A 24227-nucleotide genomic window follows, 5' to 3' on the forward strand; every position below is an offset into this window, starting at 1 on the left:
TGCGTCTCCGCTCAGATCCGGGCAGCGGCGAGCGCCGCGCCCGGGCGCCGGTACACGGCCCACGCGACGAGCGCCATGACGGCGTACATGCCGATGAAGGCCCACAGCGCGGGGACGAGGGAGCCGGTCGTGCTGGTCGACGCCGCGAACCCGCGCGGGATGAGGAAGCCGCCGAACGCCCCGACGGCGCCGGCGATGCCGATGCAGCCCGCCGCGGCCTGGCGGGCGCGGGCGCGGGCGTCACCGGGGGCGCCGTCGCCGGCCGCGCTGGCCTGGAAGACCGCGGGGATCATCCGGTACGTCGAGCCGTTGCCCACGCCGGTGGCCACGAAGAGGAGGAGGAAGGAGCCGAAGAACAGGCCGAAGCTGTCCCGCTCGAGTGCCTGGATGGCGCCGAAGGCTCCGAGCGCCATCGTGCCGTACGAGGCGATCGTCACGCGGGTGCCGCCCACCCGGTCGGCGATGACACCGCCGAGCGGGCGGGTCACCGAGCCGACGAGCGCACCGAGGAAGGCGATGGACAGCCCCACCCCGGGGAACTCGGCACCCAGCAGCATCGGGAACGCCCCGGCGTAGCCGATGAACGAGCCGAAGGTGCCGATGTAGAGGAAGGAGATGATCCACGTGTGCTTGTTGCGCGCGGCCGCGGCGAAGGACCGAGGGTCTGCCCGCGCCGCCGAGAGGTTGTCCATGCAGCGCCACGCGAGGACGGCCGCGAGCACGATGAACGGCACCATCATGAGCCCCGCCCGCTCCAGCGCGACGCCGGCCCCGACGGTGATGACCAGGGGCACCGCGAGCTGGACCGCAGCCGTCCCGAGGTTGCCGCCGGCCGCGTTGAGCCCCAGCGCCTTGCCCTTCTCCCGCTCGGGGTAGAAGAAGGAGATGTTCGCCATCGAGGAGGCGAAGTTTCCACCGCCGAAGCCGGCGAGCGCCGCCACGGCGAGCAGGACGCCGAAGGAGGTGCCCGGGCGTTGGACGACGAGGGCGAGCGCCACCGTGGGGAGCAGCAGGAGGAGCGCGGACACGACCGTCCAGTTGCGGCCCCCGAACAGGGGCACGGCGAAGGTGTACGGGATGCGCAGCGTGGCACCGACGAGGCTCGGCACCGCGACGAGCCAGAACATCTCGTCGGTCGTCAGGACGAACCCGGCGGCCGGGAGCTGCGGCACGACGATGGACCACAGCGCCCACACGGCGAAGCCGATGAACTCGGCAAAGACGGAGATCCGGAGGTTGCGGGACGCGACCCGCCGCCCGCCGTCGAGCCAGAACGCGGGGTCCTCGGGGTCCCAGTGGTCGATCCACCGACCGGAGCGGCGGCGCGCGGGAGCGTCGGGGGCGGTGCCGGCCGGTGCGGCACCGGCCGGGCGCGGCGCGAGCTCGTCACCGTGGGGTGTTCTCGTGGTCGCGGTCATGGCGGCTCCTCCAGTAGGTCCCGGTCGGTACCAGGGACGCTAGGAGGGCCGTGTTTCGTCGGGTCGTTCGCGCGGTGAACCGTGCGTTAGGAAGAACGCACACCCTTGCGCGGGCCGGTGTGAGAAGCCGGAGGGAGCCGCCTACCGCCGTCGGCTCAGGACGTCGGGGCGAGGTGCTCCCGCAGCTCCCGGTCGATCGTGCCCGCCCAGGCGCGGATGGCCGTCCAGTCGCGCTGGTCGCCCTCGGGCGCCCTCGTCAGGCGCGTGACCGAGCGCTCGCGCAGGTTGAGCACCGCCGGGTCGAGGCGGCCGTCGAAGGTGGCCGCACCGACGGGGTCGACCCCCGAGAGCACGGCCTTCTCGATCCGCAGCGGGTCGTCCGCCTCGGCCCCGGCGAGACCGACGGAGAAGACCCACGTGGGCACCGCGGCGAGAGCCGCGGCGTTGCGCTCGGCGAAGTCACGCGCCGGGCCCATCCACCGCGACATGTAGACCGCGGACCCGAGGACCACCGCCTCGGCGTCACCGACCTCCGCCGTCCCGGCCGGCTCACGTCGCACGGCATGCCCGAGGGACTCGAGCTCCGCGCCGATCGTGTCGGCGACCTCGGAGGTCGAGGAGTGCTTGGACGCGGCGACGACGAGGATGCGCATGCCTCCAATGTCCTCGGACCGCAGGCCGTTCGCGAGGGACTTTCGTCCGGTTCTACCGGTGGATGCGCAGCTCGTGCTCCCGGCCGAGGAAGGCGCCGTAGCGCCCGGCGGCCTCCTCGAGGGCGGCCTCCTCGGCGGCGGCGAGGCGGCGGTAGGGCGCGACGTCGAAGCGGACGCGCGCGCCGACCGTGCGGCGCATGCCCCCGACGAGCTGGGCGTCGACGAGGGCCATCCCGATCGCCGCCTCCCGGCCGCGGGGCACGACGCCCGCGGCGTCGAGCACCATGCGGCTGTCCTGGTAGCCCCGGTACGTCTCGTCGAGCAGCTGGAGGAGGTGACCGGTGGGCCGGCCCGGGCCTGGCGGCGCGGTCCCCGGGGTGTGCCAGAACGTCCGGCCGTCGTGGGTGAAGGTCTCCAGCCGGTCGCGGCTGAGCTCGAGGCCGCGGCGCACGTCGGTCAGGGTGAGGGTCGCCCAGTAGGCGAGGTCGCGCTCGGTCACCGGCCCGTGGCCGGCGACGTAGCGCCACGCGAGCTCGGCGAGCGCCTCGTCGCGGTCCAGGCGCCGCCGCTCCCCCACCCGCTCGGAGAAGAGGGCGTAGGTGTGGGTGCCGTCGCGCTCACGGCCGCTGCACACCAGGCGGTCGAGCTCGAGCAGGCCGAGGAGCAGCATCAGGGCCTGCCCGGACGCGCTGACCCCGTGTGCGGCGAGCGCCTCGGCGAGCTGCCCGCGGTCCTGGTCGGGGTTCGCGGCCAACACCTCGCACACCGTGGTGGCCGCACGGTCGAGCTCTCCGGGCCCCCACCCGGGCAGGTCGGTGAGCTGGCGGAGCAGCACCGGACGCACCCGCGGCGCGGTGAGCTCGAGGAGCCACCCGACGTCGTCCGCGGCGACGAAGTGCCACGTGGGGCGCAGGACGTGGGTGCGGACGACGGCGCCCTCCGCGAGGAGCGCGTCGAGCTCGGCGGCCCGGGGACTCACCGTCCGGCACGCGACCGCCCACCCGGCCTGCTGCCGGTTCTCCGCCTGGACGGCGAGCAGCCCGCCGACGACCGTCCCGGCGTCGGGCGCGGGCGCCGTGAGGCGCTGGGTGTGCAGCCGCCACCGGGCGATGTCGAGGTCCGTCACCATGGGCCGACGCTACGTCCCGATGCGGTCAGCTTCCGTCCTCGTTGGCGCGCAGCCACTCGAGGACCGCGAGCACGCGCCGGTGGTCGTCGGTCGACGGCGGCAGGTCGAGCTTGTCGAAGATCGCCGACACGTGCTTCTCCACGGCCTTGGGCGTGACGACCAGCGCGCGCGCGATCGCCGGGTTGGTCCGGCCCTCGGCCATGAGGCCGAGGACCTCCCGCTCCCGCGGGGTGAGCCGGTCCAGCGGGCGGGCGCGGCGCGCGGAGAAGAGCTGGGACACGACCGTCGGGTCGAGCACCGTCCCGCCCGCGACGAGCCGCTCGAGCGCCTGGGACAGCTCGGCGAGCGCGGAGACGCGGTCCTTGAGCAGGTAGCCCACTCCCCCGCCGGTGGCGAGCAGGTCCCCGGCGTAGGACTCCTCGACGTACTGGGACAGGACGAGCACCGCGGTCCCGGGCAGCTCCTCGCGGACCGTGATCGCCGCGCGCAGGCCCTCGTCGGTGAACGACGGCGGCATCCGGACGTCGACGACGGCGACGTCGGGCCGGTGCTCCCGGGCGGCGGCGACCAGCTCCTCGCCGTCGCCGACTGCCGCGACGACCTCGCAGCCCGCCTCCTCCAGGAGCCGGACGAGGCCCTCGCGCAGCAGCACCGAGTCCTCGGCCAGCACGACACGCACGCGGCGGATGCTACGGGATCGCCGCGCTCACCACGGTGCCGTGCCCGTCCGCGCTCTCGACGTGCAGCTCGCCGTCGACACCGGCGAGCCGGTCCCGCAACCCGGCCAGGCCGTGGCCCTTGCCCGGGTGGGCCCCGCCCACACCGTCGTCGGCGACGACGACGCGGAGCACGCCGTCGTCGTCGATGCCCACCCGCACGGCCACCCGCGCGGCGGCGGAGTGCTTGGCCGCGTTGGTCAGCGCCTCGGTGACGACGAAGTAGGCGGCGGACTCCCGGGCCGGAGCCAGGCGCTGGCCCGGGGTCAGCGCGATGTCCGTCTCGACGGGGATCGGGCTCTGCCCGGCGGCGGAGACGACGGCGGCGGCGAGGCCGCGGTCGACGAGGATCGGCGGGGCGATGCCCCGCGAGAGGGTGCGGAGCTCGGCGAGGCTGCCCTGGACGTGCTCGAGGCTCTCGCTGAGCAGGGTGCGGGTGGCCTCCTCGTCGCCGTCGGCGAGGCGGCGCTGGGCGGCCTCGAGGTCCATCGACAGGCGCACGAGGCGCTGCTGGGGGCCGTCGTGGAGGTCGCGCTCGATGCGCCGCAGCGTCTCCGCCTCGGCGCCGACGACGGCGGCCCGGCTACGGGTCAGGCTGGCGACCTGCTCCTCCAGGTGGGTGACGCCCGACGCGCCGAGCGTGACCCGGGCCCAGCCGTGGTGGACCCACACGAGGGCGCGCACCACCCACGGGGCAGCGAGCAGCATCAGCGCCCCACCGGCCACGTACATCGCGTACTCGACGGGCTGGGCGAGCCCGAGGAGCTCGGCGAGGTTCGTCCCGTCGTCGGGCAGGGCCCAGTCCCACAGCGGGTAGAGGACGCTCGCGGCGCCGACGAGCCACCACGTGAGGGTGAGGACGAAGGAGACGAGGGCGATCGGGAAGTTGAGGACCTGGTAGAGCAGGTCGAGCCAGCCCTGCCCGTGCTTGAGCCGGGCCACCACCCAGCGCAGGCGGCCGCCGGGGTGGACGAAGGGCCGCGCGGGCGGCAGCGGGTGGCCGACCGCCGCGAGGCGCCGGCGCTCGAGGTCACCGAGCGCCCGGGCGCCGGACAGGCCGACGGCGAGGACGACGAGCCCGAGGAGGAAGGCGACGAGCGAGGGCGCCCCGACGGAGATCGTGGCGACGAAGAGCACGAAGCCGGCCACGGCGAGCGGGAGGGACAGCAGGAGGTAGCCGCTCTCCCGGGCGGCGCGGCGGTACAGGGCCGGCACCGCGGGACGGGGCGACGGCGGGGAGGCGGGGGGACGTGTCTCGTGGGCGGTGGTCATCTCAGGCTCCAGTCGTGGCGGCGGCGGTCGCCGCCGGTGCGGGGGACGGGCCCGGCGGTGCCGGGTCCGCGCTCGGCCGGGGCTGGCGCCACCGGTCGATCGTAGGGCGCCGGGCGAGGACGAGGAGTCCGGTCGCGACGGCGAGGGTGGCGGTCCAGGGGCCGGCGGCCCCGAGTCCGGGTGCCGGGGCGAACCCGGTCAGCGTGAGGCCCAGCAGCCCGCCGCTCACGAGCAGCGTCGCGGCGGCGAGCCGTGCCGCGCCTGCCGTGCTGGGTGGCGCCGGCCGGCGCTCGACCCTCCCCAGGACCCGCAGGGCGGCGACGAGGACGGCGCTGAGCGCACCGAGCCACAGCGGCAGCCCGAGGTACCAGGCGGGTGAGAACGGCTCCGGGGTCGAGAGGCCGAGACCGAGCAGCGCGACGCCGCCGACGAGCGCGAGGGCGGGGGTGTGCCACACGTAGGCCGTCATGACGACGCCTCCGAGGCGGTCGACGGCGGCACCGACCCCCGGCCGCTCGGCGAACGCCAGCGCGGCGGGCCGCAGCGCGAGGGCGAGGCCGAGCTGCCCGGCCGCCAGCGCGAGGAGGACGGCGGTGGGCGGGCCCATGTTGGAGACCGCGTCACCCGGCATCCCGATCATGCTCGGCGGGTAGGGGCCGGTCGCCACGGCGAGCGCGACGACGGCGAACCCGCCCAGCGCCACCGCGAGCGCCCACGAGCCGCGCAGCCACCACAGCCGCCCGGCGGCGTAGTGGACACCGATCTGGTGGACGGCCACCCACACAAGGACGACGTTTGCCCAGCCGAGCTCCTCGGGCGCCCCCAGGCCGAAGCGGGCGAGGTCGACGAGGACGGCGCCGGCCGCGAGCGCCACGACGTCCGCGCCCCGGGACCGCGCGGCGAGCCGCACGAGCGGCGGGGCGAGGACCGTGACGACGCTGTACAGGGCGAGGAACCACAGGAGGGCGCCGGTGTAGCGGGCGGCGGTGTGCACCGGCTGGGCGGGCAGCCCGGCCGCGGTGAGGAGCGGCGTCAGGGGCAGCCAGACGGCCGCGAGCACGAGGACGGGCACGGCGAGGCGGTGCAGCCGCCGGGCGGACCAGGACGGACCGCCGGCACGGCGGCGCAGGCTCAGCCCGGCGGCGGCCCCACCGGTGAAGAACACGAGCGGCATCACCTGGCTGAGCCAGGTCACCGGCCACACCCAGTCGGCGGCGAATGCGTTGGCGGTGCGCAGGACGTCGCCCTCGAGCGAGAGCACCGGCATGAGCCAGTGCTGGAGGACGACGAGCGCCATCGCACCGAGGCGGAGCAGGTCGACGAACCGGTCCCGGGCGGGGACCACCCTGGGCGGCCGCGCGGGCTCGGGTGGCAGGAGGAGCGTCGTCGGGAGCATGTCTCCAGCCTTCGCGACGGGCGCCGCCCGGTCACTGGTGCCTCCCGGCGTCCTCGCCGTGGGGTCTGCCCTACCCCCGAGGTGGGGTGACGCGGCTCGCGGGCCGCTCCCGGTCGCGGGCCGGCCCGGTGTCCAGTTCGATGGGCAGACCCTCTACGAACAGGAGTGTGTGATGGAACCCTGGGTCTGGATCGTCATCGGAGTCGTGGTGCTGGCGATCGTCATCGCCCTCGTGCTCTCGGCCTCCAAGAAGCGCAAGCAGCGGCAGCAGGAGGAGCGTGCGCGCCGCGATCGGGAGAACCGGGAGCACGCCCGTGACCTGCGGACGCACGCGGAGGAGCAGGACATCACCGCGCGCGAGCGGGAGGCCGCCGCCCTCCAGCAGCAGGCGGAGGCGCAGCGTGCCCGCGTCGAGGCGGACCGCCTGGAGCAGGAGGCCCGCAGGCGCACCGAGGCCGCCGAGGAGGCGCGCCACCAGGTGGAGCGCGAGCGCGCCGACGCCGACGCCCTCGACCCCGACCTCTCCGGGGACAGCGACCTCACCCGGGAGACCGCGGACCGCCCGCACCCGGACGAGGACCCCACGCACGGCCGGCACGCCGCCGACGGGGACACGACCCGCGCCGACGGACGCCCGTAGTCGTCGCTCGCCGCGAACGTGAGGGGTTCGGGTCCGCATCGGACCCGAACCCCTCACGTTCGTGCGGCTAGACGACGCGCAGCCGGCGCTCCTCCGGCCCCAGCCCGCGGGCGACGAGCTCGCGCAACGACTCGGGGGTGTCCGCGCCCGCCCGCACGTAGCAGCCCGACAGGGCGTCGAGATCACCGCGCGCGAGCGCGACGACGAGGGCGACGACGTCGGCCGGGTCGGTCCACTCCGTCCGGTCCTCGTGCATCCGCATCGACTCGGTCATGTCGGTGCGCACGACGCCCGGCGCGAGCTCGAAGGCCCGCAGCCCCCGCTCGAAGCCTGCCTCGTGGAGCCCGCCACCGATGCGGAACAGGGCCGTCTTGGACACGTAGTAGGCGGTCGCGAGGGCGCTGTCGCGGGTCCCGGCCCCCGAGTTGAGGTCGATGACCCGGCCGCCACCGCGGGCGAGCATCCCGGGGACGACGGCGTGGGCGAGGAGGAACGGGCCGCGCACGTTGGTCTCCACGACCGACCACCACCGCTCGGGGTCGGTCGCCCACAGCGGCACCTCGGCGTCGATGACGCCGGCGTTGTTGACGAGCAGGTCGATGGACCCGAGCGCGTCCTCGGCGCGCGAGACCGCAGTCTGGACCGCGGCGGCGTCGGTGACGTCGGCGGTGAGGACGACGGCGCGGCGACCGGCCGCGCGGACCTCCTCGGCCGTCGACTCGAGCAGCCGCTCGTCGCGGGCGAGGAGGGCGACGTCCAGGCCTGCGCGGGACAGGCCGATGGCGAGCTCGCGGCCGATGCCGCGGGAGGCTCCGGTGACGAGCGCCGTCTGCGCGGCGGCGACCTCAGCCACGGAGCACCGCCCCGACCCGCTCGGCGGCGAGCGTGACGATCCGGTCGCGCACGGCGGCGGTCTCCTCGGCCGTCAGCGTGCGGTCCGCGGCGCGCAGCCGCAGTGCGAAGGCGAGCGACTTCTTCCCCTCGCCGAGCTGCTCGCCGGTGTAGACGTCGAAGAGACGCACCTCCTCGCCGAGCTCGGCGGCGCCCTCACGGACGACGGCGAGGACCTCGGCGGCGGGCACGGCGTCGTCGACGACGAGCGCGATGTCCTCCTTGCCCGGCGGGTAGGTGGACACGGGCGTGGGCTGCACCGGCTGGTCCCCGGCGGCCGCGGTGAGCGCGTCGAGGTCGAGCTCGAAGGCGACGGCGCCCGGGGGCAGGTCGAAGGCGGCGACGACGCGCGGGTGCAGCTGGCCGGCGTGCCCGACCACCCGCCCGCCGGCCGACACTGCGGCGCACTGGCCGGGGTGCCAGGGGGCACGCTCGGCGGCGGCGAGCTCGACGCTCACGCCGACAGCACCGGCCACCGCGTGGACGGCGTCGACGGCGTCGGCCCAGTCGGCGGCGCGGCCCGGGCCGCGCACGCCGTCGGGGACGACCTTGCCGGTGAGGACACCGGCGATGTGCCGCGGCTGGTGCGGGACGGCCGCGTGCAGCGCGGCGATCTCCTCCTCCGAGGGACGGCGGTCCACGCCCGGCGAGGACGCGGCGCCCACCCCGGCGGGCCGGGTGACGAGGCCGAGCTCGAAGACGCGGGTGTCCTCCAGGCCGCGGCTGACGTTGCGGCGCGCGGTGTCGAGGAGCGAGTCGAGCAGGGAGGTGCGCATGGCCGGGGCGTCCTCGGCCATGGGGTTGGCCAGGCGCAGGGCCAGGCGCCGCTCGTCGTCGGCGGGCAGCTGCTGGCGGTCGTGGGTGTCCCCGACGAAGGGGTAGGACAGCACCTCGACGAGGCCGAAGTCGGCCAGGGCGCGGGCCACGTCGCGGCGGTGGCGCTGGCCCGGGGTGAGCCCGCTGCCGGCCGGCGCCGGCGGCAGCACCGAGGGGATCGCGTCGTAGCCGGCCAGGCGTGCGACCTCCTCGACGAGGTGGGCGGGGCCCACGAGGTCCGGACGCCAGCTCGGCGGGGTCACGGTGACGACGCCGTCGGCGTCCGCCTCGCTCACCGTCGCGCCGATCGTGGTGAGGAGCCCGACGACCTGCTCGGCGGGGTAGTCGACGCCGGTGAGCCGGCGCGGCTCGTCCAGGCGCAGCCGCACGGGCTCGGGCCGGGAGGTCGCGTCGAGGTCGCTGACGGCCGGGTCGGCCGTGCCGCCGCCGTACTGGACGAGGAGGTCGACGGCACGCTGGGCGGCCACGGCCTGCAGCTGCGGATCGACGCCGCGCTCGAAGCGCTTGGCCGCCTCGCTGGGCAGCTTGTGCCGGCGCGCGGTGCGTGCGACCGAGACGGGGTCGAAGTGCGCGGCCTCGACGAGGACGTCGGTGGTGCCAGGGCTGACCTCGGTCTCCGCCCCGCCCATGACGCCGGCGAGGCCGAGGATGCGGCCGCCGCGGGCACCGCCCGGGGAGTCGGTGATGAGGAGGTCCTCGGAATGCAGGGTGCGGCGCACGTCGTCGAGGGTGGTGAGCTCCTCCCCCGGCGCGGCGCGGCGCACGACGACCGGCGCGCTCAGCGTGGCGAGGTCGTAGGCGTGCAGCGGCTGGCCGAGGTCGAGCATGACGTAGTTCGTCACGTCCACGGCCAGGGAGATCGGGCGCATGCCCGCCTGGACGAGCCGCTCGGTCATCCACGACGGCGAGGGCGCGGACGGGTCGATCCCGCGGACGATCCGCGTGACGAAGCGGTCGCAACCGACGTTCCCGTTCACGGGCGCGGCGTCGTCGACCTCGACGGCGAAGCCGTCCTCGGTGGCGGCCGGCGGCGGGCCGGCGGTGAGGTTCTCCGGCAGGCCGGGGTCGGTGAAGGCCGCGCCGGTGGCGTGGGAGTACTCGCGGGCGACGCCGCGCATGGCGAAGCAGTAGCCGCGGTCCGGCGTGACGTTGATCTCGAGGATCTCCGCGCCCAGACCGAGCAGCGCGATCGCGTCCGCGCCCGGCTCCGGCGTCGGCACGTCGGGGAGGAACTCGCTCAGCACGATGATGCCGTCGTGGTCCTCACCGAGGCCGAGCTCGCGGGCCGAGCAGATCATGCCGTCGGAGGTGTGCCCGTAGGTCTTGCGCGCGGCGATGTGGAAGTCACCGGGCAGGGTGGTGCCGGGCAGGGCGACGACGACGTCGTCACCGACGGAGAAGTTGTGGGCGCCGCAGACGATGCCCCGCGAGGGCACGTCCGCCGGCTCCTTGCCCTCACCGGGGGCGTCGTTGTGCTCGGGTCCGACGTCGACGCGGCAGTAGTTGATCGCCTTGCCGTTCTTGTGCTCCTCGGTCTCGATCGAGAGCACGCGACCGACGACGAGCGGGCCGGTGACGGCGGGCGGGATGACCGCCTCCTCCTCCAGGCCCACGCGCACGAGGTCGGCGGCGAGGTCGGCGGCGGTGGTGCCCTCGGGCACGGCGACGTGCTCGGCGAGCCAGGTGAGCGGGACGTACGGCATGTCAGTGCCCCTTTCCGGTGGTGCCGAACTGGAGGGAGAAGCGCATGTCGCCCTCGACGATGTCGTGCATGTCCGCGATGCCGTGACGCAGCATGAGCGCACGCTCGGTGCCCACGCCGAAGGCGAAGCCGGTGTAGACGTCCGGGTCGATGCCCGCGGCGACGAGCACCTGCGGGTTGACCATCCCGCAGCCGCCCCACTCGATCCAGCCCGGGCCGCCCTTCTTCTGCGGGAACCACAGGTCCATCTCGGCGCTGGGCTCGGTGAAGGGGAAGAAGCTCGGGCGCAGGCGGGTGCGGGCCTCGGGACCGAACATCGCGCGGGCGAAGTGGTCGAGGGTGCCCTTGAGGTGGGCCATCGTCAGGCCCTTGTCCACGGCCAGGCCCTCGACCTGGTGGAAGACCGGGGTGTGGGTGGCGTCCAGGGCGTCGTTGCGGAAGACCTTGCCGGGGCAGGCGATGTAGATGGGCAGCTCGCGGCTGAGCATGGTGCGTGCCTGCACCGGTGAGGTGTGGGTGCGCAGCACGAGGCCGGGGGTGTCCTGCTCTGCGGTGCCCTGGACGTAGAAGGTGTCGGCCATCTGCCGTGCGGGGTGGTCCGGGCCGTGGTTGAGGGCGTCGAAGTTGAGCCACTCGTGCTCGACCTCCGGGCCCTCGGCGATGTCCCAGCCCATGGCGGTGAAGAAGTCGCCGATCTCCTCCTGGATGGTCTCCAGGGGGTGGCGGGCCCCGCGGGGGCGGCGATCGACCGGGAGGGTGACGTCGACGCGCTCCTCGCGCAGCCGGCGCTCCTCCTCCACGACCTCGAGCTCGGCCTGGCGGGCGGCGATCGCCTTCTGGAGGCGGCCGCGGGCCTGGCCGAGGAGCTTGCCGGCGGTCGCCTTGTCCTTGGGCTCCAGGCGGCCGATCTCGCGGTTGGCGAGGGTGAGGGGGGCGTGGTCACCGGTGTGGGCCAGGCGCGCGGCCTTGAGCTCCTCCAGCGTGGTCGCCGCCGCGACGGCGGCCAGCGCCTCCTCGACGGCTGCTGCGACGCCGTCGGCGTCGAGCGGGGACAGGGGTGGGGTGGTCATGCGAACCTTCCGAGCGTCGTCGTGCCTGTCGGCATCCAGCACAGGACTGTAGTCGTCGTGCCCGCTCGGGCTGTGCGCGCGTCAGCGCAGGACCCGAACGGGCCCACTAAATCGACGATCGCCACGCATAGCACTCATCCTCCCACACCGCCCCGCCCCCTCCCCCGCCGAGAGTGCACTTACCGCCGACAGCTGAGTTGTTACCGCCAGCCGACTCGCCATCGACCGCTGAGTTGTTCCCACCAGCCGCTGAGTTGTTCCCGAGCGCTGAGTTGTTCCCGAGCGCTGAGTTGTTCCCGAGCGCTGAGTTGTTCCCGACCGCTGAGTTGTTACCGACCGCCGAAGGTGTCCGCGCCGCGCAGCTAGGTCCCGAGCGGCAGTGTGGCCACGACCTCGTGCTGCGGGCCGCCACCACGACCCGCACCAAGGCGGGACTGCACCACCTCGATCTGCTCAGCCACCCACTCCGGACCGCGGTAGAGCGACAGGGCGTGGGCGAGCGCGGGCAGGTCGATCGACGGCGCGCGGGGCTGCTCGCCCCGCCGCGACCGGCGTCGTCGGTCGGCCTCCTCGCGGTGCTGACGTGCGCTGAGCCTCGCGACGGTGAGGTGGGCACGGTTGCGGTCACGGGGCTCGAGGTGCGAGACGCCCTCGCCCGCGGCGCCGCAGTCGGCCATGAGCCGGACGAGTGCGGCGTCGTCGTCGAGAGCGCGCGCCCCCACCCACAGCGTCGCGCGGGAGAAGATACCCGCGCCGGTGAGCTGCAGCCGCAGCGGGTCGTGCTCAGCCGCGACGGCGGTGAGTGCACCCGCGAGGTCGTCGAGTGCGCCGTCGGGAACCTCCCCGTAGAAGGCGAGCGTCACGTGCCGCTGCTCCGGCGCGACCCACCGCAGCGGTGGCGGGCCGGCGCCCAGCCACGGCGGTGAGACGGTCTGCAGCGCCTGGTCGAGGTGGTCGAGAACCTCGGCCGGAGGGCGCAGCGCGGCGAAGAGGCGCATCTCGGCATCGTGCCACGGGCACCGGCCGGGAGCGCTTCAGCGACGTTGGGCGCGCGCGGAAGCGTAGAGGCAGAGGGTGGCCGCCGTGGCGACGTTGAGCGACTCGGCCAGCCCGTGGATCGGCACGCCGACGACGGCGTCGGCCAGGTCCCGCTCCTCCGGTCGCAGCCCGTGGGCCTCGTTGCCGAAGAGCCAGGCGGTCGGCCGGCGAAGGTCGGGCGCGGCGACAGGTGCGCTCTCGGGGACAAGTGAGCTCTCGGCGACAAGTGAGCTCTCGGCGGGAAGGGGGGCGGCGCCGTCGGTAACAAGTGAGCTGTCGGCGGGGAGGGGGGCGGCGCCGTCGGTAACAAGTGAGCTGTCGGCGGGGAGGGGGGCGGCGCCGTCTGCGGGGAGGGGGGCGGCGAGGAGGGCGTGGTCGGCGAGGGTGTCGAGGTCCCACTCGCCGTCGGCGGCGGCGGCGAGCACCTGGACACCGGCGGCTCGCAGGGACGCAACCGTGCCGGCGAGGTCCTCCACCGGCACGACCGGGAGGTGGAACAGGGAGCCGGCGGTCGAGCGCACGACCTTGGGGTTGGCGGGCTCGACGCTTCCCGGACCGAGCACGACGGCGTCCGCCCCCGCCGCGTCCGCGGCGCGCACGATGGTGCCGAGGTTGCCCGGGTCGGCCGCCCACGGCAGGACCGCCACGAGGCGCATCACACCGGTGGGCAACCGGGCCGGCTCGGCGTGGACGACGGCGAGCACACCCTGGGCGTCCCCGCTCATCGCCGTCAGCACCTCGGCGGTGGCGAGGTGGACGTGGGCCACCGCCCCGCGGGCGGCAGCGAGGATCTCCGGGTACCGCTCCGCGGCGTCCTCGGAGAGGTACAGGTCGCGCACCCGCTCGGGGGCGTGACGGACGGCCTCCCGCACGCCCTGCGGCCCCTCGACGAGGAACTGGCCGTGGCGCAGACGCGCCGAACGCCCGGACAGCCGCTTGACCATCCGCACCCGATCGGATCGGGGGTTGGTCAGCAGGTCCGGGCGTTCGGTCATCGAACGTCAGGCGGCAGGCGCGTTGACGTCCTCGGGCAGGTTGGCCTTGGCCACCTCGACGAGCTGGGCGAAGGCCGCCGCGTCGTTGACCGCGAGCTCGGCGAGCATGCGACGGTCCACCTCGACACCCGCGGCCTTGAGGCCCTGGATGAAGCGGTTGTAGGTCATGCCCTCGGCGCGGACCGCAGCGTTGATGCGCTGGATCCACAGCCGGCGGAAGTCACCCTTGCGGGCCTTCCGGTCGCGGTAGTTGTAGGTCAGGGAGTGGGTGACCTGCTCCTTGGCCTTGCGGTACAGACGCGAGCGCTGGCCGCGGTAACCGCTGGCGCGCTCGAGGGTAGTCCGGCGCTTCTTGTGGGCGTTGACCGCCCGCTTGACGCGTGCCACGTCGTTCTCCTTAGGTAGGGCGGCTTTACTTGCCGAGCAGCTTCTTGATCTTGGGGGCGTCGGCCGGCGAGACCGCCTTGTCCATCGCCAGACGGCGGGTGCGCTTGGACGGCTTGCCCTCGAAGAGGTGCCGGCGGTTCGCCTGCTCGCGCATCAGCTTGCCGCTACCGGTGGTGCGGAAACGCTTCTTGGCACCGGAGTGCGTCTTGTTCTTCGGCATCGTCTTCCTCATTCGGGCCGTGCGCGGACGCACGACCGTGTCTGCCGGCTGGCGCCGGTTCCTGGCGTCGCGTAGCGGCTGCTACGCCTCCTGCTGGGCCTCGTCGGCGGCCTCGGGGGCCTCCGCCGTGGCCTCGGCGGCCTGGTCGGCCGCCTTCTTGTCGCGGGCGCGGCGCTGCTCGCTCCTGCCACCCTGCTTCTTCTTGTGCGGGCCGATGACCATCGTCATGTTGCGCCCGTCGAGTCGGGGCGAGCTCTCGATGGAGCCGAGGTCGCTGACGTCCTCGGCGAGACGCTGCAGCAGCCGCATCCCCATCTCCGGGCGCGACTGCTCGCGACCGCGGAACATGATCATGACCTTGACCTTGTCGCCGCCCTCGAGGAACCGCACGACGTGACCCTTCTTGGTCGCGTAGTCGTGCGGGTCGATCTTGAGACGGAACCGGATCTCCTTGAGCGCGGTGTTGACCTGGTTGCGACGGGCGTCGCGCGCCTTCTGGGCCGACTCGTACTTGAACTTGCCGTAGTCCATGAGCTTGGCCACGGGCGGGCGCGCATCGGGTGCGACCTCCACGAGGTCGAGATCGGCCTCCTGGGCCAGACGCAGGGCGTCCTCCACACGGACAACGCCCACCTGCTCGCCGCCGGGTCCGACAAGGCGGACCTCCGGCACACGGATGCGGTCGTTGATACGGGGCTCGCTGATGTGCTGCTCCTCCTGCTCGTCGCTGTCTGCGCACGAAGAAGGCCTCCGTCCACAGGTGCGCACGGAGGCCTCACAGGGGTCGCTGCACGGTGTCACCCGTGCCGAGGGTTACCCCTCAGCGACCTTTGGACCCGGACTCTGTCGCTCTTGCGAGACTGTCGAGACAAGGTGGGAGAATCTCCGCTTGCACACCGGAACACGCGTTCCGGTCGGTCAGTCTGAGAGACTAGCACGCATGAGCAGCCGGACGCACAGGGACCAGGGCCCAGAGACCGCCCCGGTCCCCAGCGTACCCGCGGAGTTCCCGGTCGCTGCGGACCAGGGCGAGCGGGACGGTGGGCGAGATCACCGCCGGCGGTGGCCCGTCGTCGTCCTTGCCGTCGCGCTCGTGCTCGCGCTTGCCGCGGCCGGCTACCTCCTCGCGCTGGCGCGCGCCTGGGAGGACCGGGCCGTGGCCCTCGAGGGGACCTCGCGGGACCTCGGAGCCGAGCTCGGGCAGGTGCGCGCCGACCTCGAGGAGTCCCGCGGCACCCTCGCCCTCGTCGAGAGCCAGCTCGAGGTCGCGCAGGAGCAGATCCACGAGCTCGCCGACGCCGTCGCCCAGACCGGCGACGACCGTGAGGTGCAGCGGCAGGTGGCCGAGTACCAGCGCCAGCTCTCGGCGAACGCGGCAGCCGTGGCGGGCGCGATGGACGAGTGCATCGCCGGCCAGGAGGACCTCATCACGCACCTGGAGGAGGAGGCCCGGCCCGCACCGAGCGCCTCGCCGTCGGCGTCCGACAGCGAGGACGCCGAGGACGCCGACGAGGAGCCCGGCGAGCCCGAGGTGGACCTCGCCGCGCTCCGCGAGCAGGTGACGGGCCTGTGCGCCCGCGCCGAGGAGGCCCACACGAGCCTCGAGGAGGAGGTGGGCAGCCAGTGAGAACGACGCGCCGCGTCGCCCTCGGCGTCGCCACGCTCGCGGTCCTCGCCGGGTGCGGCGTCGTCCCCGCGATGCCCGGCGGCATGCCCGAGGACTTCGTCCCGGAGGTGGAGGCGCCCCAGCTCGCCGACCCCGGCGCCCTGTCCCCCGACGGCGTCGACGCGGCCGAGCAGATGGCGGTGCGCATCCGCAACGTCGGCTGCGGGCAGCTGACCACCGGCTCCGGCTTCGCCCTCGACGAGCGCACCGTCATCACCAACCGGCACGTCGTCGCCGACGCCGACCGCCTCCAGGTGACCACCTACGACGGTCGGGAGATCGACGCCGTCTCCGCCGGTGTCACCGACGTCGCCGACCTCGCCCTCCTGCGGACCGCCGAGCCCCTCACCACGGTCCCCGGGCTGGCGCCGGTGGACGCCGCCGTCGGGGACGAGATCACCGTCGTCGGCTACCCCCGCGGGGGCCAGCTCACGACGGCGGCCGGCTCGGTGCTCGGCTACGAGCTCGACACCCTCGGCTCGGACCTCGGCATGGTGGGCCGGTCCAACGCGCAGGTGGACCACGGGTCCTCGGGCAGCGCCGTCCTCGGCAGCGACGGGCAGGTCGTCGGGGTCGTCTACGCGATGGACGTGTGGGGCAACAGCTACATGGTGCCGGTGAGCACGCTCCACGACCTCCTCGCCGAGGAGGCCTTCGAGCCGATCACCTCGTGCCGGGACACCGCCGGCGACTGAGCGGCTCTCGGCGACAAGTCGACTCTCGGCGGTAAGTCGACTGTCGGCGGTAAGTCGGCTGTCGGCGGTAAGTCGACTCTCGGCGACAAGTCGACTCTCGGCGGTGGGTCAGCCGGCGACGGCCATCGGGTAGAGCTCGAGGGAGTCGACCCGGTCGGTGAAGACCGGGTCCGCACGCAGCGCCTCCTGGGCGCGGGTGACGGCGTCAAGCATCTGCTCCCGGCTCAGGCCGGGTGCCAGGGCGAGGAGGGCCCGCAGCTCGCTGCGCTCCCCCCGCTCGAGGCGGACGGCGGTGAGCTCGGTGATCCCGCGCAGCGCGTCGACGGCCACCTGGGTGAGCTCGGGGTCCCGCCAGGACGGCAGCCACGGCTCGTTGTGGACGATCGCCCACACGGCGGGACGGCCCAGGAGCGCCGTCACCGGTCCGGCGGCGTCCAGGACGAGCATGGAGTCGGCGTCGGACACGGCCGCCAGGGCGGCCCGCACCCCCTCGACGGGGACGGGCCGGGCGGTGGCGTCCCACGCCTGCATCGCCTCGACCGAGCTGAAGACGGGCAGCGCGGCCCGGCCGTCGGGGGTGCGCACCGAGACCATCGCGGCCGAGGCGCAGGCGTCGGTCTGGGGGTCCCCCGAGCCGTGCTTGGTGTGCCCGGCCACCGAGCCGTCCTCCTCGAGCCCGGGGTGGGCGTGGGCGACGACGGGCACGATGACCCGCGCCGTGCGCAGCACGTCGGCGACGGCTATGAGCCGCTCGGCCTCGTCCTCGACGGCCAGCGCCGCGACGAGCTCCGCAGGTGCGGCGCCGTCGTCACCGGAGAACGGGTTGGCCTTGAGGGTGCGGCCGGTCCACGGCTGCCCGGCGGAGTCCGCCTGGCCGCCGGGCATCATCCCGGGGGGCAGCGGGCTCACGGCCGCCCCGCGACGTCCAGCGCCTCGGGAAGGGTGAAGGCGCCGGCGTACAGGGCCTTGCCGACGATGGCGCCCTCGACGCCGGCGTCGACGAGCGTGCGCAGCGCCGCGATGTCCTCGAGTGAGGAGACCCCGCCGGAGGCGACGACGGGAGCCTCGGTGCGCTCGCACACCTCGCGCAGGAGGTCGAGGTTCGGGCCGCTGAGCATGCCGTCCTTCTTGACGTCGGTGAGCACGTAGCGGGCGCAGCCGTCGGCGTCCAGGCGCGCGAGAACGTCCCACAGGTCCCCGCCCTCGCGGGTCCAGCCGCGCGCGGCCAGGGTCGTGCCACGCACGTCGAGGCCGACGGCGATGCGGTCGCCGTGGCGGGCGATGACCCTGCTGGTCCACTCGGGGTTCTCCAGCGCGGCGGTGCCGAGGTTGACGCGGCGGGCACCGGTGTCCAGGGCGCGGGCCAGGCTCTCGTCGTCGCGGATGCCGCCGGAGAGCTCGACGGCGACGTCGAGGCCGGCCACGAGCCCGGCGAGCAGCTCGGCGTTGGAGCCGCGCCCGAAGGCGGCATCGAGGTCGACGAGGTGGATCCACTCCGCGCCCTGCTCGGCCCAGGTGCGGGCCGCCTCCCCCGGGTCGCCGTAGGAGGTCTCGGACCCGGCCTCCCCCTGGACGAGGCGGACGGCCTGGCCCTCGACGACGTCGACGGCAGGGAGCAGCTCAAGGCGGCGGGACATGCACATTCTCCTCGGTCGGCGCGACGCGCGGCGCGTCAGCGCAGGGTGCTCAGCCAGTTGCGGAGCAGCTGGATACCGGCCTCGCCGGACTTCTCGGGGTGGAACTGGGTGGCCGACAGCGCACCGTTCTCGACGGCGGCGACGAACGGGCTGCCGTGCTCGGCCCACGTGACGAGCGGGCGCTCGAGCGGCGAGCCGGACTCGAAGTCCGTGGTCGGGTCCTCCTGGACGGCGTAGGAGTGGACGAAGTAGAAACGCTCGTCCTGCAGCCCGTCGAACAGGGTGGTGCCCTCGGGCGCCCGGACGGGCGACCAGCCCATGTGGGGGACGATCGGGGCCTCGAGGCGGTCCACGGTGCCAGGCCACTGGTCCAGGCCGGAGGCGTGCTCCCCGTGCTCCTTGCCGGCGGCGAACATCACCTGCATGCCCACGCAGATGCCTAGGACGGGGCGCCCGCCGGCGAGCCGCCGCTCGATCATGCGGGGACCGCCCACCTCGCGCAGCTGGCGCATGACGGCGGCGAAGGCCCCGACGCCGGGGACGACGAGGCCGTCCGCCTCGGCGACGAGGTCGGGGTCGGAGGTGAGCTCGACGTGGGCCCCCGCCCGCTCGATCGCGCGGACGGCGGAGCGGACGTTGCCCGAGCCGTGGTCGAGGACGACGACGTTCGGCTGGCTGGTCACCGCAGAAGTCTACGCGCTCAGGGGCGGGGCTTGCGCAGGCCCTTGGCGAACATCCGCGCCGCCTTCCAGCGCGGGAGGTCGCCCGAGCGGGCGTGGCCGGGGACGTCGGTCACGCGCACACGGCCCAGGACCAGGTCCTCCACGACGTCGTCGGCGCCCGCGAGGACGAGGCCCACGGCGACGTCCTCCCCGCGCTCCCCGCCGGCGTACCGGCGGGCGGTGAGCTGGCCGGACAGGCCGCGCTCGAAGCCCGCGTCCTGGGCGAGGGAGGCGGTGATGAGGACGACCCCGGCCTTGGTGAGCCGGGACAGGGTGCGGGCCGCCTCGTCGGCCGCGGCGGGCACCTCCTCACCGGGGGTGCCGAGCAGCTCGGTGATGTCCCACTCGTCCGTGGGCGGTGCCTCCGGCGCCGGCTCGAGCTCGACGACGGCGACGGCGCCCGAGCGGGAGGGCACGACGTGGACGTCGACGTCCTGCATCGCGCACAGTCCGGCGAGCGCCGACGCGGACGCGACGGGCGTGAGGACGACGGCGACCGCCGGGATCTCGCTCACAGCGCGCCCTTCGTGGACGGGATCCCCTCGACGCGCGGGTCGGGCGCGACGGCGGCGCGCAGCGCCCGCGCGACGGCCTTGAACTGCGCCTCGACGATGTGGTGGGGGTCGCGCCCGGCGAGGACGCGCACGTGCATGGCGATGGCCGCGTGGTGGGCGATCGACTCCAGGACGTGACGGGTGAGCGAGCCGGTGAAGTGGCCGCCGATGAGGTGGTACTCCTGACCGGCGGGCTCGCCGCTGTGGACGAGGTAGGGACGGCCGGACACGTCGACGACGGCCTGGGCCAGCGCCTCGTCCAGCGGGACGAGCGCGTCACCGAAGCGGGCGATGCCCCGCTTGTCCCCCAGCGCCACCCTGAGCGCCTCGCCCAGGGTGATGGCGACGTCCTCCACGGTGTGGTGGGCGTCGATGTGGGTGTCGCCCGTCGCGCGGACGGTGAGGTCGATGAGCGAGTGCTTGCCGAGCGCGGTGAGCATGTGGTCGTAGAAGGGCACCGTCGTCGAGATCTCGGTGCGGCCGGTGCCGTCCAGGTCGAGCTCGACGACGACGCTCGACTCCGACGTCGTGCGCTCCAGTCGCGCGGTTCGCGTCCCAGTCACAGCCCGAGCACCTCCTGTAGGGCCGCCCGGAAGGCGGCCATCTCCGCAGCGGTACCGATCGATACCCGCAGCCATCCTGGCGGACCGACGACCCTGATGAGAACTCCCCGGTCCAGCAGCCCCTGCCACACCCTCTCACGGTCCTCGAGGTGGCCGAAGAGCACGAAGTTCGCGTCCGAGTCCGCGACCGTGAAGCCCTGGTCGCGCAGCCACGTCACGGTGCGGTCGCGCTCGGCGCGCAGCTCGGCGATCTGCGCCATGAGCGCGCCGCGGTGGCGCAGCGCGGCCCGCGCGACGGCCTGGGTGACGGCGGACAGGTGGTAGGGCAGCCGCACGACCCGCAGCACGTCGACGAGCCCGGGGGCCGCCGCGAGGTAGCCCACGCGGGCGCCGGCGAGCCCGAAGGCCTTGGACATCGTCCTGCTCACCGCCAGGTGCGGGTAGCGGTCGAGCAGGGCCAGGGCGCTGGGGGTGCCCTCGCGGCGGAACTCGGCGTAGGCCTCGTCGACGACGACGACGGACGCCGTGGGGGCGCCGTCGAGACCGGCCGGCCCGGTGGTGCGGGCCGCCTCGGCGACGGCCTCGATGGTCGCGAGCGGCAGCGCGGTGCCGGTCGGGTTGTTGGGGCTGGCGAGGAGCACGACGGCGGGGCGGTGCTCGGTCAGCTGGGCCACGGCGTGGGCGGGGTCGAGGGTGAAGTCCTCCTCGCGGCGTCCGGTCACCCACGCCGTCATCGTGTCGCGCGCGTACTCGGGGTACATCGAGTAGGTGGGCGCGAAAGACAGCGCGGTGCGGCCCGGCCCCCCGAAGGCCTGGAGCAGGTGGAGCATGACCTCGTTGGAGCCGTTGGCCGCCCACACGTTCTCGGCACCCAGGCCGGTGGCCCCGGACTCGACGTGGAGGTAGTCGGCGAGGTCGGCGCGCAGCGCGAGGAAGTCGCGGTCCGGGTAGCGGTTGAGCCCGGGGCCCGCCTCAGCGACCGCGGCGGCGAGGTCGGCGACGACCTCCGGCGAGGGCGGGTGAGGGTTCTCGTTGACGTTGAGGAGCACCGGGACGTCGAGCTGCGGGGCCCCGTAGGGGGTCAGGCCCGCCAGGTCCGGACGTACCGGGAGGGAGGTCGAAGGCACCGGGTCAGTCTACGGCGCCCGCCGGGGCCGGGGGTCTCGCGGGCCGGGAGCCGGCGTCAGTAGTAGACGGCCAGCGCCCCGTTGGGTCCGTCGATGACCTGCACGGGGGTGTCGAAGACCCGCGTGAGGACCGGCTCGGTCATGATCGACTCGCAGGTGCCGAACTCGGCGACCTTGCCGTCCTTGACCGCGCAGATGTAGTCGGCGTAGTGGCTGGCGAAGTTGATGTCGTGGAGGACGACGACGATCGTGCGGCCCAGCTCGGCCGCGGCCCGGCGCAGGTGCTTCATCATCTGCACGGAGTGGCGCATGTCGAGGTTGTTGAGCGGCTCGTCGAGGAGGACGAACTCGGTGTCCTGGCACAGCACCATGGCGACGTAGGCGCGCTGGCGCTGCCCGCCGGAGAGCTGGTCGAGGTAGCGGTCCTCGAGGTCCGCGAGCTCGAGGAAGTCGATGGCCTGGCTGACGAGCTCCTCGTCGACCGCGGTGAGGCGGCCCTTGGAGTAGGGGAAGCGGCCGAAGGCGACGAGCTGGCGCACCGTGAGCCGGGTGATGAAGTGGTTCTCCTGGCGCAGCACCGAGACGATCTTGGCGAGGTCCTTGGACGCGGTGCTCGTCACGTCGTAGCCGGCGATCTCGATGGTCCCGGAGTCCAGGCCGAGCAGCCGCCCGATCATCGTGAGGAGCGTCGACTTGCCCGCCCCGTTGGGTCCGATGAGGGCGGTGATCCCGCCCGCGGGGATGGTGAGGTCGACGGGGCCGATGACGACCTCGCTGCTGTAGTCCTTGCGGACGTCGCTCAGGGTGATCACAGGCGTCCCTTTCGCAGGATGACGACGAGGAAGACGGAACCACCGACGAGCTCGATGATGATCGAGACCACGCCCTGGGCGTAGAAGACGTGGTTCATGACGAAGTACGCGCCGGCCAGGACGACGAACCCGACGAGCACCGCCACCGGGAACACGTGGCGGTGGTCGTGGGTGTCGGCGAACTGGTAGGCGAGGGTCGCCACGAGGAAGCCGAAGAAGGTCATCGGCCCGACGAGGGCGGTCGAGACGGCCATGAGGACGGCGACGAGGAGCAGCACCTTGACGAGCTCGGCGCGGTGGCTCAGGCCCAGCGACGTCGTCGCGTCCTTGCCCAGGGCCAGCACGTTGAGGCGCCGCGCCCGGCCCCACAGCAGGCCACCGGCCACGAGGACGAGCGGGACGGCCACCGGCAGGTAGGAGGCGTCGGCCTTGGTGACCGAGCCGAACAGGCGCGCGGTGAGGACGTCGAACTCGCTCGGCGTGAGCAGCCGCTGCATGAAGGTCGACACCGAGCCCAGGCCCCCGCCGATGACGATCCCGATGAGGAGCATCACGTGGAGGTTGCCGTGCTTGCCGGACAGCAGCCAGCCGTACAGCGCCACGGCCAGGCCCACCATGAGGCCGACCTGGAGGACGAACTGCGGCAGGCCGGTGAGCGCGACGATGCCGGCAGCGCCGAGGAAGTAGACGGCCGCGGTCTGCACCGCGACGTAGAGGGACTCGAAGCCCATGATCGAGGGCGTGATGATGCGGTTGTTCGTCACCGTCTGGAAGCTCACGGTGGCGATCGCCTGGCAGCAGGCGACGATCGCCATGACAAGGACGTTCTTCAGCCGCAGCTGGACGATGCGCCAGAAGCCGTCGGACCCGAACGGCATCGGGTTGTCCCACACGACCAGCCCGGCCCCGAGCGCGAGGGCGAGGACGGCGAGGGTGATAACGACGGCCACGTACCGCCGTCGGGAACGGCGGGTCGGTAGCGGCCCGGAGGCACGCCGTCGCGGCGCGGGCGCCGCCAGCGGGGGCGTGGTCCGCGTGGCGGGGGGCGTGGTCCGCGACGTCGCGGGCAGGAGGCTAACCACGACGACGCTGCCGGAGGATGAGGAGGACGAAGACGGCGGCGCCCAGGACGCCGAGGATGAGGGACACGGGCACCTCGAAGGGCATGATGATCGTCCGGCCGACGAGGTCGCAGGCGGCGACGATGCCGATGCCGAGGAGGCAGACCCACGGCAGGTTGCTGCGCAGGTCGTCGCCCCGGACGAGCGAGACGATGTTGGGGACGATGAGCCCGAGGAAGGGCAGGTTGCCGACGACGACGGTCACCACGCCGGTGGCGACGGCGATGAGGCCGGTACCGAGGAGGATGACCTTGGTGTAGTCGAGGCCGACGTTGGTGGCGATCTCCTTGCCCAGGCCCGCGACGGTGAAACGGTCCGCGGCGACGAAGACGACGACGACCACCACGGCGACGATCCACAGCGGCTCGTACTGCCCGCGCAGCACCGAGGTGAAGCTGCCGGCGAACCAGACGCCGAGGTTCTGCAGCATGTCGGTCTGCAGCGCGATGAAGGTCGACACCGAGCCGACGACGGCGCCGAGCATGATCCCGACGATCGGCACGATGAGCGAGGAGCGCAGGGAGACGCGGCTGAGGAAGAGGAAGAAGAGCATCGTGCCGATGAAGGAGGCGAGGATGGCCCCGCCCATGCGGGCGGCGATGCTCGCGCCCGGGACGAGGATGGTGACCGCCAGCAGGCCCAGACCGGCCCACTCGGTGGTGCCCGTCGTCGTCGGCTCGACGAAGCGGTTCTGGGTGAGGAGCTGCATGACGAGCCCGGACATCGCCATCGCGGCGCCGGCGAGGACGAGGGCGATCGTCCGCGGGACGCGCGTGATCGCGAACATCTCGGCGCCGTCGTCGGCCCCGACGACGTCGTAGACACCCGTGAAGAGGGAGAGGACGAGGAGGGCGCCGACGGCGGCGACGCCGACGAGGAGACGCCAGTCGAGCAGGCGCCCCTCGGTCCGGGCGCGGGGCCCGGCGGCAGTGGTCGTCATCGTCATCCTCGTCGTGGGGTGGCGAG

At 73.9% G+C, this 24227-nt stretch carries 26 protein-coding genes; 3 read left to right on the forward strand and 23 right to left on the reverse strand.

Annotated features, from left to right (window positions below):
- Positions 1-11: 11 nt before the first annotated feature.
- From DSZ44_RS08660 to DSZ44_RS08685, 6 genes are all read right to left on the reverse strand, one after another.
- Positions 12-1418: an MFS transporter gene (locus DSZ44_RS08660; protein ID WP_110852229.1), complete on the reverse strand. Its 1407-nt coding sequence runs from the start codon at positions 1416-1418 to the stop codon at positions 12-14.
- Between the two features lie 155 nt (positions 1419-1573).
- Positions 1574-2071 (reverse strand): flavodoxin domain-containing protein, encoded by a 498-nt coding sequence (locus DSZ44_RS08665; RefSeq protein ID WP_110852230.1) that lies wholly within the window; start codon positions 2069-2071, stop codon positions 1574-1576.
- 52 nt (positions 2072-2123) lie between these two features.
- On the reverse strand, positions 2124-3200 hold the full coding sequence (locus tag DSZ44_RS08670) for a winged helix DNA-binding domain-containing protein (protein ID WP_110852231.1): 1077 nt from the start codon (positions 3198-3200) through the stop codon (positions 2124-2126).
- 25 nt (positions 3201-3225) lie between these two features.
- A complete protein-coding gene (locus DSZ44_RS08675; protein WP_110852232.1) occupies positions 3226-3879 on the reverse strand; it encodes a response regulator transcription factor in 654 nt (217 codons plus the stop codon).
- A gap of 10 nt (positions 3880-3889) precedes the next feature.
- On the reverse strand, positions 3890-5188 hold the full coding sequence (locus DSZ44_RS08680) for a sensor histidine kinase (protein ID WP_110852233.1): 1299 nt from the start codon (positions 5186-5188) through the stop codon (positions 3890-3892).
- A 1-nt stretch (position 5189) separates the two neighbouring features.
- Positions 5190-6584: an acyltransferase family protein gene (locus tag DSZ44_RS08685; RefSeq protein WP_110852234.1), complete on the reverse strand. Its 1395-nt coding sequence runs from the start codon at positions 6582-6584 to the stop codon at positions 5190-5192.
- 172 nt (positions 6585-6756) lie between these two features.
- Here DSZ44_RS08685 and DSZ44_RS08690 point away from each other — a divergent pair, with 172 nt between their 5' ends.
- Positions 6757-7224 (forward strand): hypothetical protein, encoded by a 468-nt coding sequence (locus DSZ44_RS08690; protein WP_110852235.1) that lies wholly within the window; start codon positions 6757-6759, stop codon positions 7222-7224.
- 67 nt (positions 7225-7291) lie between these two features.
- On the opposite strand, the gene DSZ44_RS08695 is transcribed toward DSZ44_RS08690, so the two are convergent.
- The 8 genes from DSZ44_RS08695 to infC all read right to left on the reverse strand — a co-directional run bounded on the left by DSZ44_RS08695 (position 7292) and on the right by infC (position 15132).
- Positions 7292-8077, reverse strand: coding sequence for an SDR family NAD(P)-dependent oxidoreductase (locus DSZ44_RS08695; protein WP_110852236.1), 786 nt, complete (start codon positions 8075-8077; stop codon positions 7292-7294).
- Complete coding sequence (gene pheT, locus DSZ44_RS08700; protein WP_110852237.1) at positions 8070-10655, reverse strand: phenylalanine--tRNA ligase subunit beta; 2586 nt, start codon at positions 10653-10655, stop codon at positions 8070-8072. Before pheT ends, DSZ44_RS08695 begins: the two co-directional genes overlap by 8 nt.
- Position 10656: 1 nt before the next feature.
- Positions 10657-11724, reverse strand: coding sequence for a phenylalanine--tRNA ligase subunit alpha (gene pheS / locus DSZ44_RS08705; protein WP_110852238.1), 1068 nt, complete (start codon positions 11722-11724; stop codon positions 10657-10659).
- 362 nt (positions 11725-12086) lie between these two features.
- The gene (thpR, locus tag DSZ44_RS08710; RefSeq protein WP_110852239.1) at positions 12087-12722 is read right to left on the reverse strand and encodes an RNA 2',3'-cyclic phosphodiesterase; all 636 of its coding nucleotides are present in this window, start codon (positions 12720-12722) and stop codon (positions 12087-12089) included.
- A 36-nt stretch (positions 12723-12758) separates the two neighbouring features.
- Positions 12759-13757 (reverse strand): TrmH family RNA methyltransferase, encoded by a 999-nt coding sequence (locus tag DSZ44_RS08715; RefSeq protein WP_110852240.1) that lies wholly within the window; start codon positions 13755-13757, stop codon positions 12759-12761.
- Positions 13758-13763: 6 nt separating this feature from the next.
- Complete coding sequence (gene rplT, locus DSZ44_RS08720; RefSeq protein ID WP_110852241.1) at positions 13764-14144, reverse strand: 50S ribosomal protein L20; 381 nt, start codon at positions 14142-14144, stop codon at positions 13764-13766.
- A 25-nt stretch (positions 14145-14169) separates the two neighbouring features.
- Positions 14170-14364, reverse strand: coding sequence for a 50S ribosomal protein L35 (gene rpmI / locus DSZ44_RS08725; protein ID WP_110852242.1), 195 nt, complete (start codon positions 14362-14364; stop codon positions 14170-14172).
- 81 nt (positions 14365-14445) lie between these two features.
- A complete protein-coding gene (gene infC, locus DSZ44_RS08730) occupies positions 14446-15132 on the reverse strand; it encodes a translation initiation factor IF-3 (protein ID WP_110852384.1) in 687 nt (228 codons plus the stop codon).
- A 172-nt stretch (positions 15133-15304) separates the two neighbouring features.
- Between infC and DSZ44_RS08735 the strand changes: the two genes are divergently transcribed.
- Both DSZ44_RS08735 and DSZ44_RS08740 read left to right on the forward strand, forming a co-directional pair.
- Positions 15305-15991 (forward strand): hypothetical protein, encoded by a 687-nt coding sequence (locus DSZ44_RS08735; protein WP_110852243.1) that lies wholly within the window; start codon positions 15305-15307, stop codon positions 15989-15991.
- Positions 15988-16725: a trypsin-like peptidase domain-containing protein gene (locus tag DSZ44_RS08740; RefSeq protein WP_258369347.1), complete on the forward strand. Its 738-nt coding sequence runs from the start codon at positions 15988-15990 to the stop codon at positions 16723-16725. Before DSZ44_RS08735 ends, DSZ44_RS08740 begins: the two co-directional genes overlap by 4 nt.
- A gap of 108 nt (positions 16726-16833) precedes the next feature.
- Here DSZ44_RS08740 and DSZ44_RS08745 read toward each other — a convergent pair whose 3' ends face one another.
- Genes DSZ44_RS08745 through DSZ44_RS08785 form a run of 9 tightly spaced genes read right to left on the reverse strand, consistent with a single transcriptional unit; the run spans position 16834 to position 24207 of the window.
- Positions 16834-17634, reverse strand: a complete 801-nt coding sequence (locus DSZ44_RS08745) for an SseB family protein (RefSeq protein WP_146237507.1) — start codon at positions 17632-17634, stop codon at positions 16834-16836.
- Positions 17631-18362, reverse strand: a complete 732-nt coding sequence (gene priA, locus DSZ44_RS08750; RefSeq protein ID WP_110852245.1) for a bifunctional 1-(5-phosphoribosyl)-5-((5-phosphoribosylamino)methylideneamino)imidazole-4-carboxamide isomerase/phosphoribosylanthranilate isomerase PriA — start codon at positions 18360-18362, stop codon at positions 17631-17633. Before priA ends, DSZ44_RS08745 begins: the two co-directional genes overlap by 4 nt.
- 35 nt (positions 18363-18397) lie before the next feature.
- A complete protein-coding gene (hisH, locus tag DSZ44_RS08755; protein ID WP_110852246.1) occupies positions 18398-19045 on the reverse strand; it encodes an imidazole glycerol phosphate synthase subunit HisH in 648 nt (215 codons plus the stop codon).
- A gap of 17 nt (positions 19046-19062) precedes the next feature.
- Positions 19063-19599 carry a hypothetical protein gene (locus tag DSZ44_RS08760; protein ID WP_110852247.1) on the reverse strand — a complete coding sequence of 179 codons (537 nt, stop codon included), beginning with the start codon at positions 19597-19599 and terminating at the stop codon, positions 19063-19065.
- Positions 19596-20201, reverse strand: a complete 606-nt coding sequence (gene hisB / locus DSZ44_RS08765; RefSeq protein ID WP_110852248.1) for an imidazoleglycerol-phosphate dehydratase HisB — start codon at positions 20199-20201, stop codon at positions 19596-19598. Before hisB ends, DSZ44_RS08760 begins: the two co-directional genes overlap by 4 nt.
- A complete protein-coding gene (locus DSZ44_RS08770; RefSeq protein WP_110852249.1) occupies positions 20198-21328 on the reverse strand; it encodes a histidinol-phosphate transaminase in 1131 nt (376 codons plus the stop codon). Before DSZ44_RS08770 ends, hisB begins: the two co-directional genes overlap by 4 nt.
- Before the next feature lie 56 nt (positions 21329-21384).
- On the reverse strand, positions 21385-22140 hold the full coding sequence (locus DSZ44_RS08775; protein WP_110852250.1) for an iron ABC transporter ATP-binding protein: 756 nt from the start codon (positions 22138-22140) through the stop codon (positions 21385-21387).
- Positions 22137-23159: an iron chelate uptake ABC transporter family permease subunit gene (locus DSZ44_RS08780; protein WP_258369380.1), complete on the reverse strand. Its 1023-nt coding sequence runs from the start codon at positions 23157-23159 to the stop codon at positions 22137-22139. Before DSZ44_RS08780 ends, DSZ44_RS08775 begins: the two co-directional genes overlap by 4 nt.
- A 55-nt stretch (positions 23160-23214) precedes the next feature.
- Positions 23215-24207 (reverse strand): ABC transporter permease, encoded by a 993-nt coding sequence (locus tag DSZ44_RS08785; RefSeq protein ID WP_502530283.1) that lies wholly within the window; start codon positions 24205-24207, stop codon positions 23215-23217.
- Between the last annotated feature and the right edge of the window lie 20 nt (positions 24208-24227).

The organism is Georgenia satyanarayanai, from assembly GCF_900116375.1.
In the GTDB taxonomy this organism is placed as follows: domain Bacteria; phylum Actinomycetota; class Actinomycetes; order Actinomycetales; family Actinomycetaceae; genus Oceanitalea; species Oceanitalea nanhaiensis.

Bases quoted from the DNA above. Each gene is read 5' to 3' on its own strand.
- DSZ44_RS08660 (WP_110852229.1), bottom strand. From the start codon at position 1,418: ATGACCGCGACCACGAGAACACCCCACGGTGACGAGCTCGCGCCGCGC.
- DSZ44_RS08665 (WP_110852230.1), bottom strand. From the start codon at position 2,071: ATGCGCATCCTCGTCGTCGCCGCGTCCAAGCACTCCTCGACCTCCGAG.
- DSZ44_RS08670 (WP_110852231.1), bottom strand. From the start codon at position 3,200: ATGGTGACGGACCTCGACATCGCCCGGTGGCGGCTGCACACCCAGCGC.
- DSZ44_RS08680 (WP_110852233.1), bottom strand. From the start codon at position 5,188: ATGACCACCGCCCACGAGACACGTCCCCCCGCCTCCCCGCCGTCGCCC.
- DSZ44_RS08685 (WP_110852234.1), bottom strand. From the start codon at position 6,584: ATGCTCCCGACGACGCTCCTCCTGCCACCCGAGCCCGCGCGGCCGCCC.
- DSZ44_RS08690 (WP_110852235.1), top strand. From the start codon at position 6,757: ATGGAACCCTGGGTCTGGATCGTCATCGGAGTCGTGGTGCTGGCGATC.
- pheT (WP_110852237.1), bottom strand. From the start codon at position 10,655: ATGCCGTACGTCCCGCTCACCTGGCTCGCCGAGCACGTCGCCGTGCCC.
- pheS (WP_110852238.1), bottom strand. From the start codon at position 11,724: ATGACCACCCCACCCCTGTCCCCGCTCGACGCCGACGGCGTCGCAGCA.
- thpR (WP_110852239.1), bottom strand. From the start codon at position 12,722: ATGCGCCTCTTCGCCGCGCTGCGCCCTCCGGCCGAGGTTCTCGACCAC.
- DSZ44_RS08715 (WP_110852240.1), bottom strand. From the start codon at position 13,757: ATGACCGAACGCCCGGACCTGCTGACCAACCCCCGATCCGATCGGGTG.
- rpmI (WP_110852242.1), bottom strand. From the start codon at position 14,364: ATGCCGAAGAACAAGACGCACTCCGGTGCCAAGAAGCGTTTCCGCACC.
- DSZ44_RS08735 (WP_110852243.1), top strand. From the start codon at position 15,305: ATGAGCAGCCGGACGCACAGGGACCAGGGCCCAGAGACCGCCCCGGTC.
- priA (WP_110852245.1), bottom strand. From the start codon at position 18,362: ATGTCCCGCCGCCTTGAGCTGCTCCCTGCCGTCGACGTCGTCGAGGGC.
- DSZ44_RS08785 (WP_502530283.1), bottom strand. From the start codon at position 24,207: ATGACGATGACGACCACTGCCGCCGGGCCCCGCGCCCGGACCGAGGGG.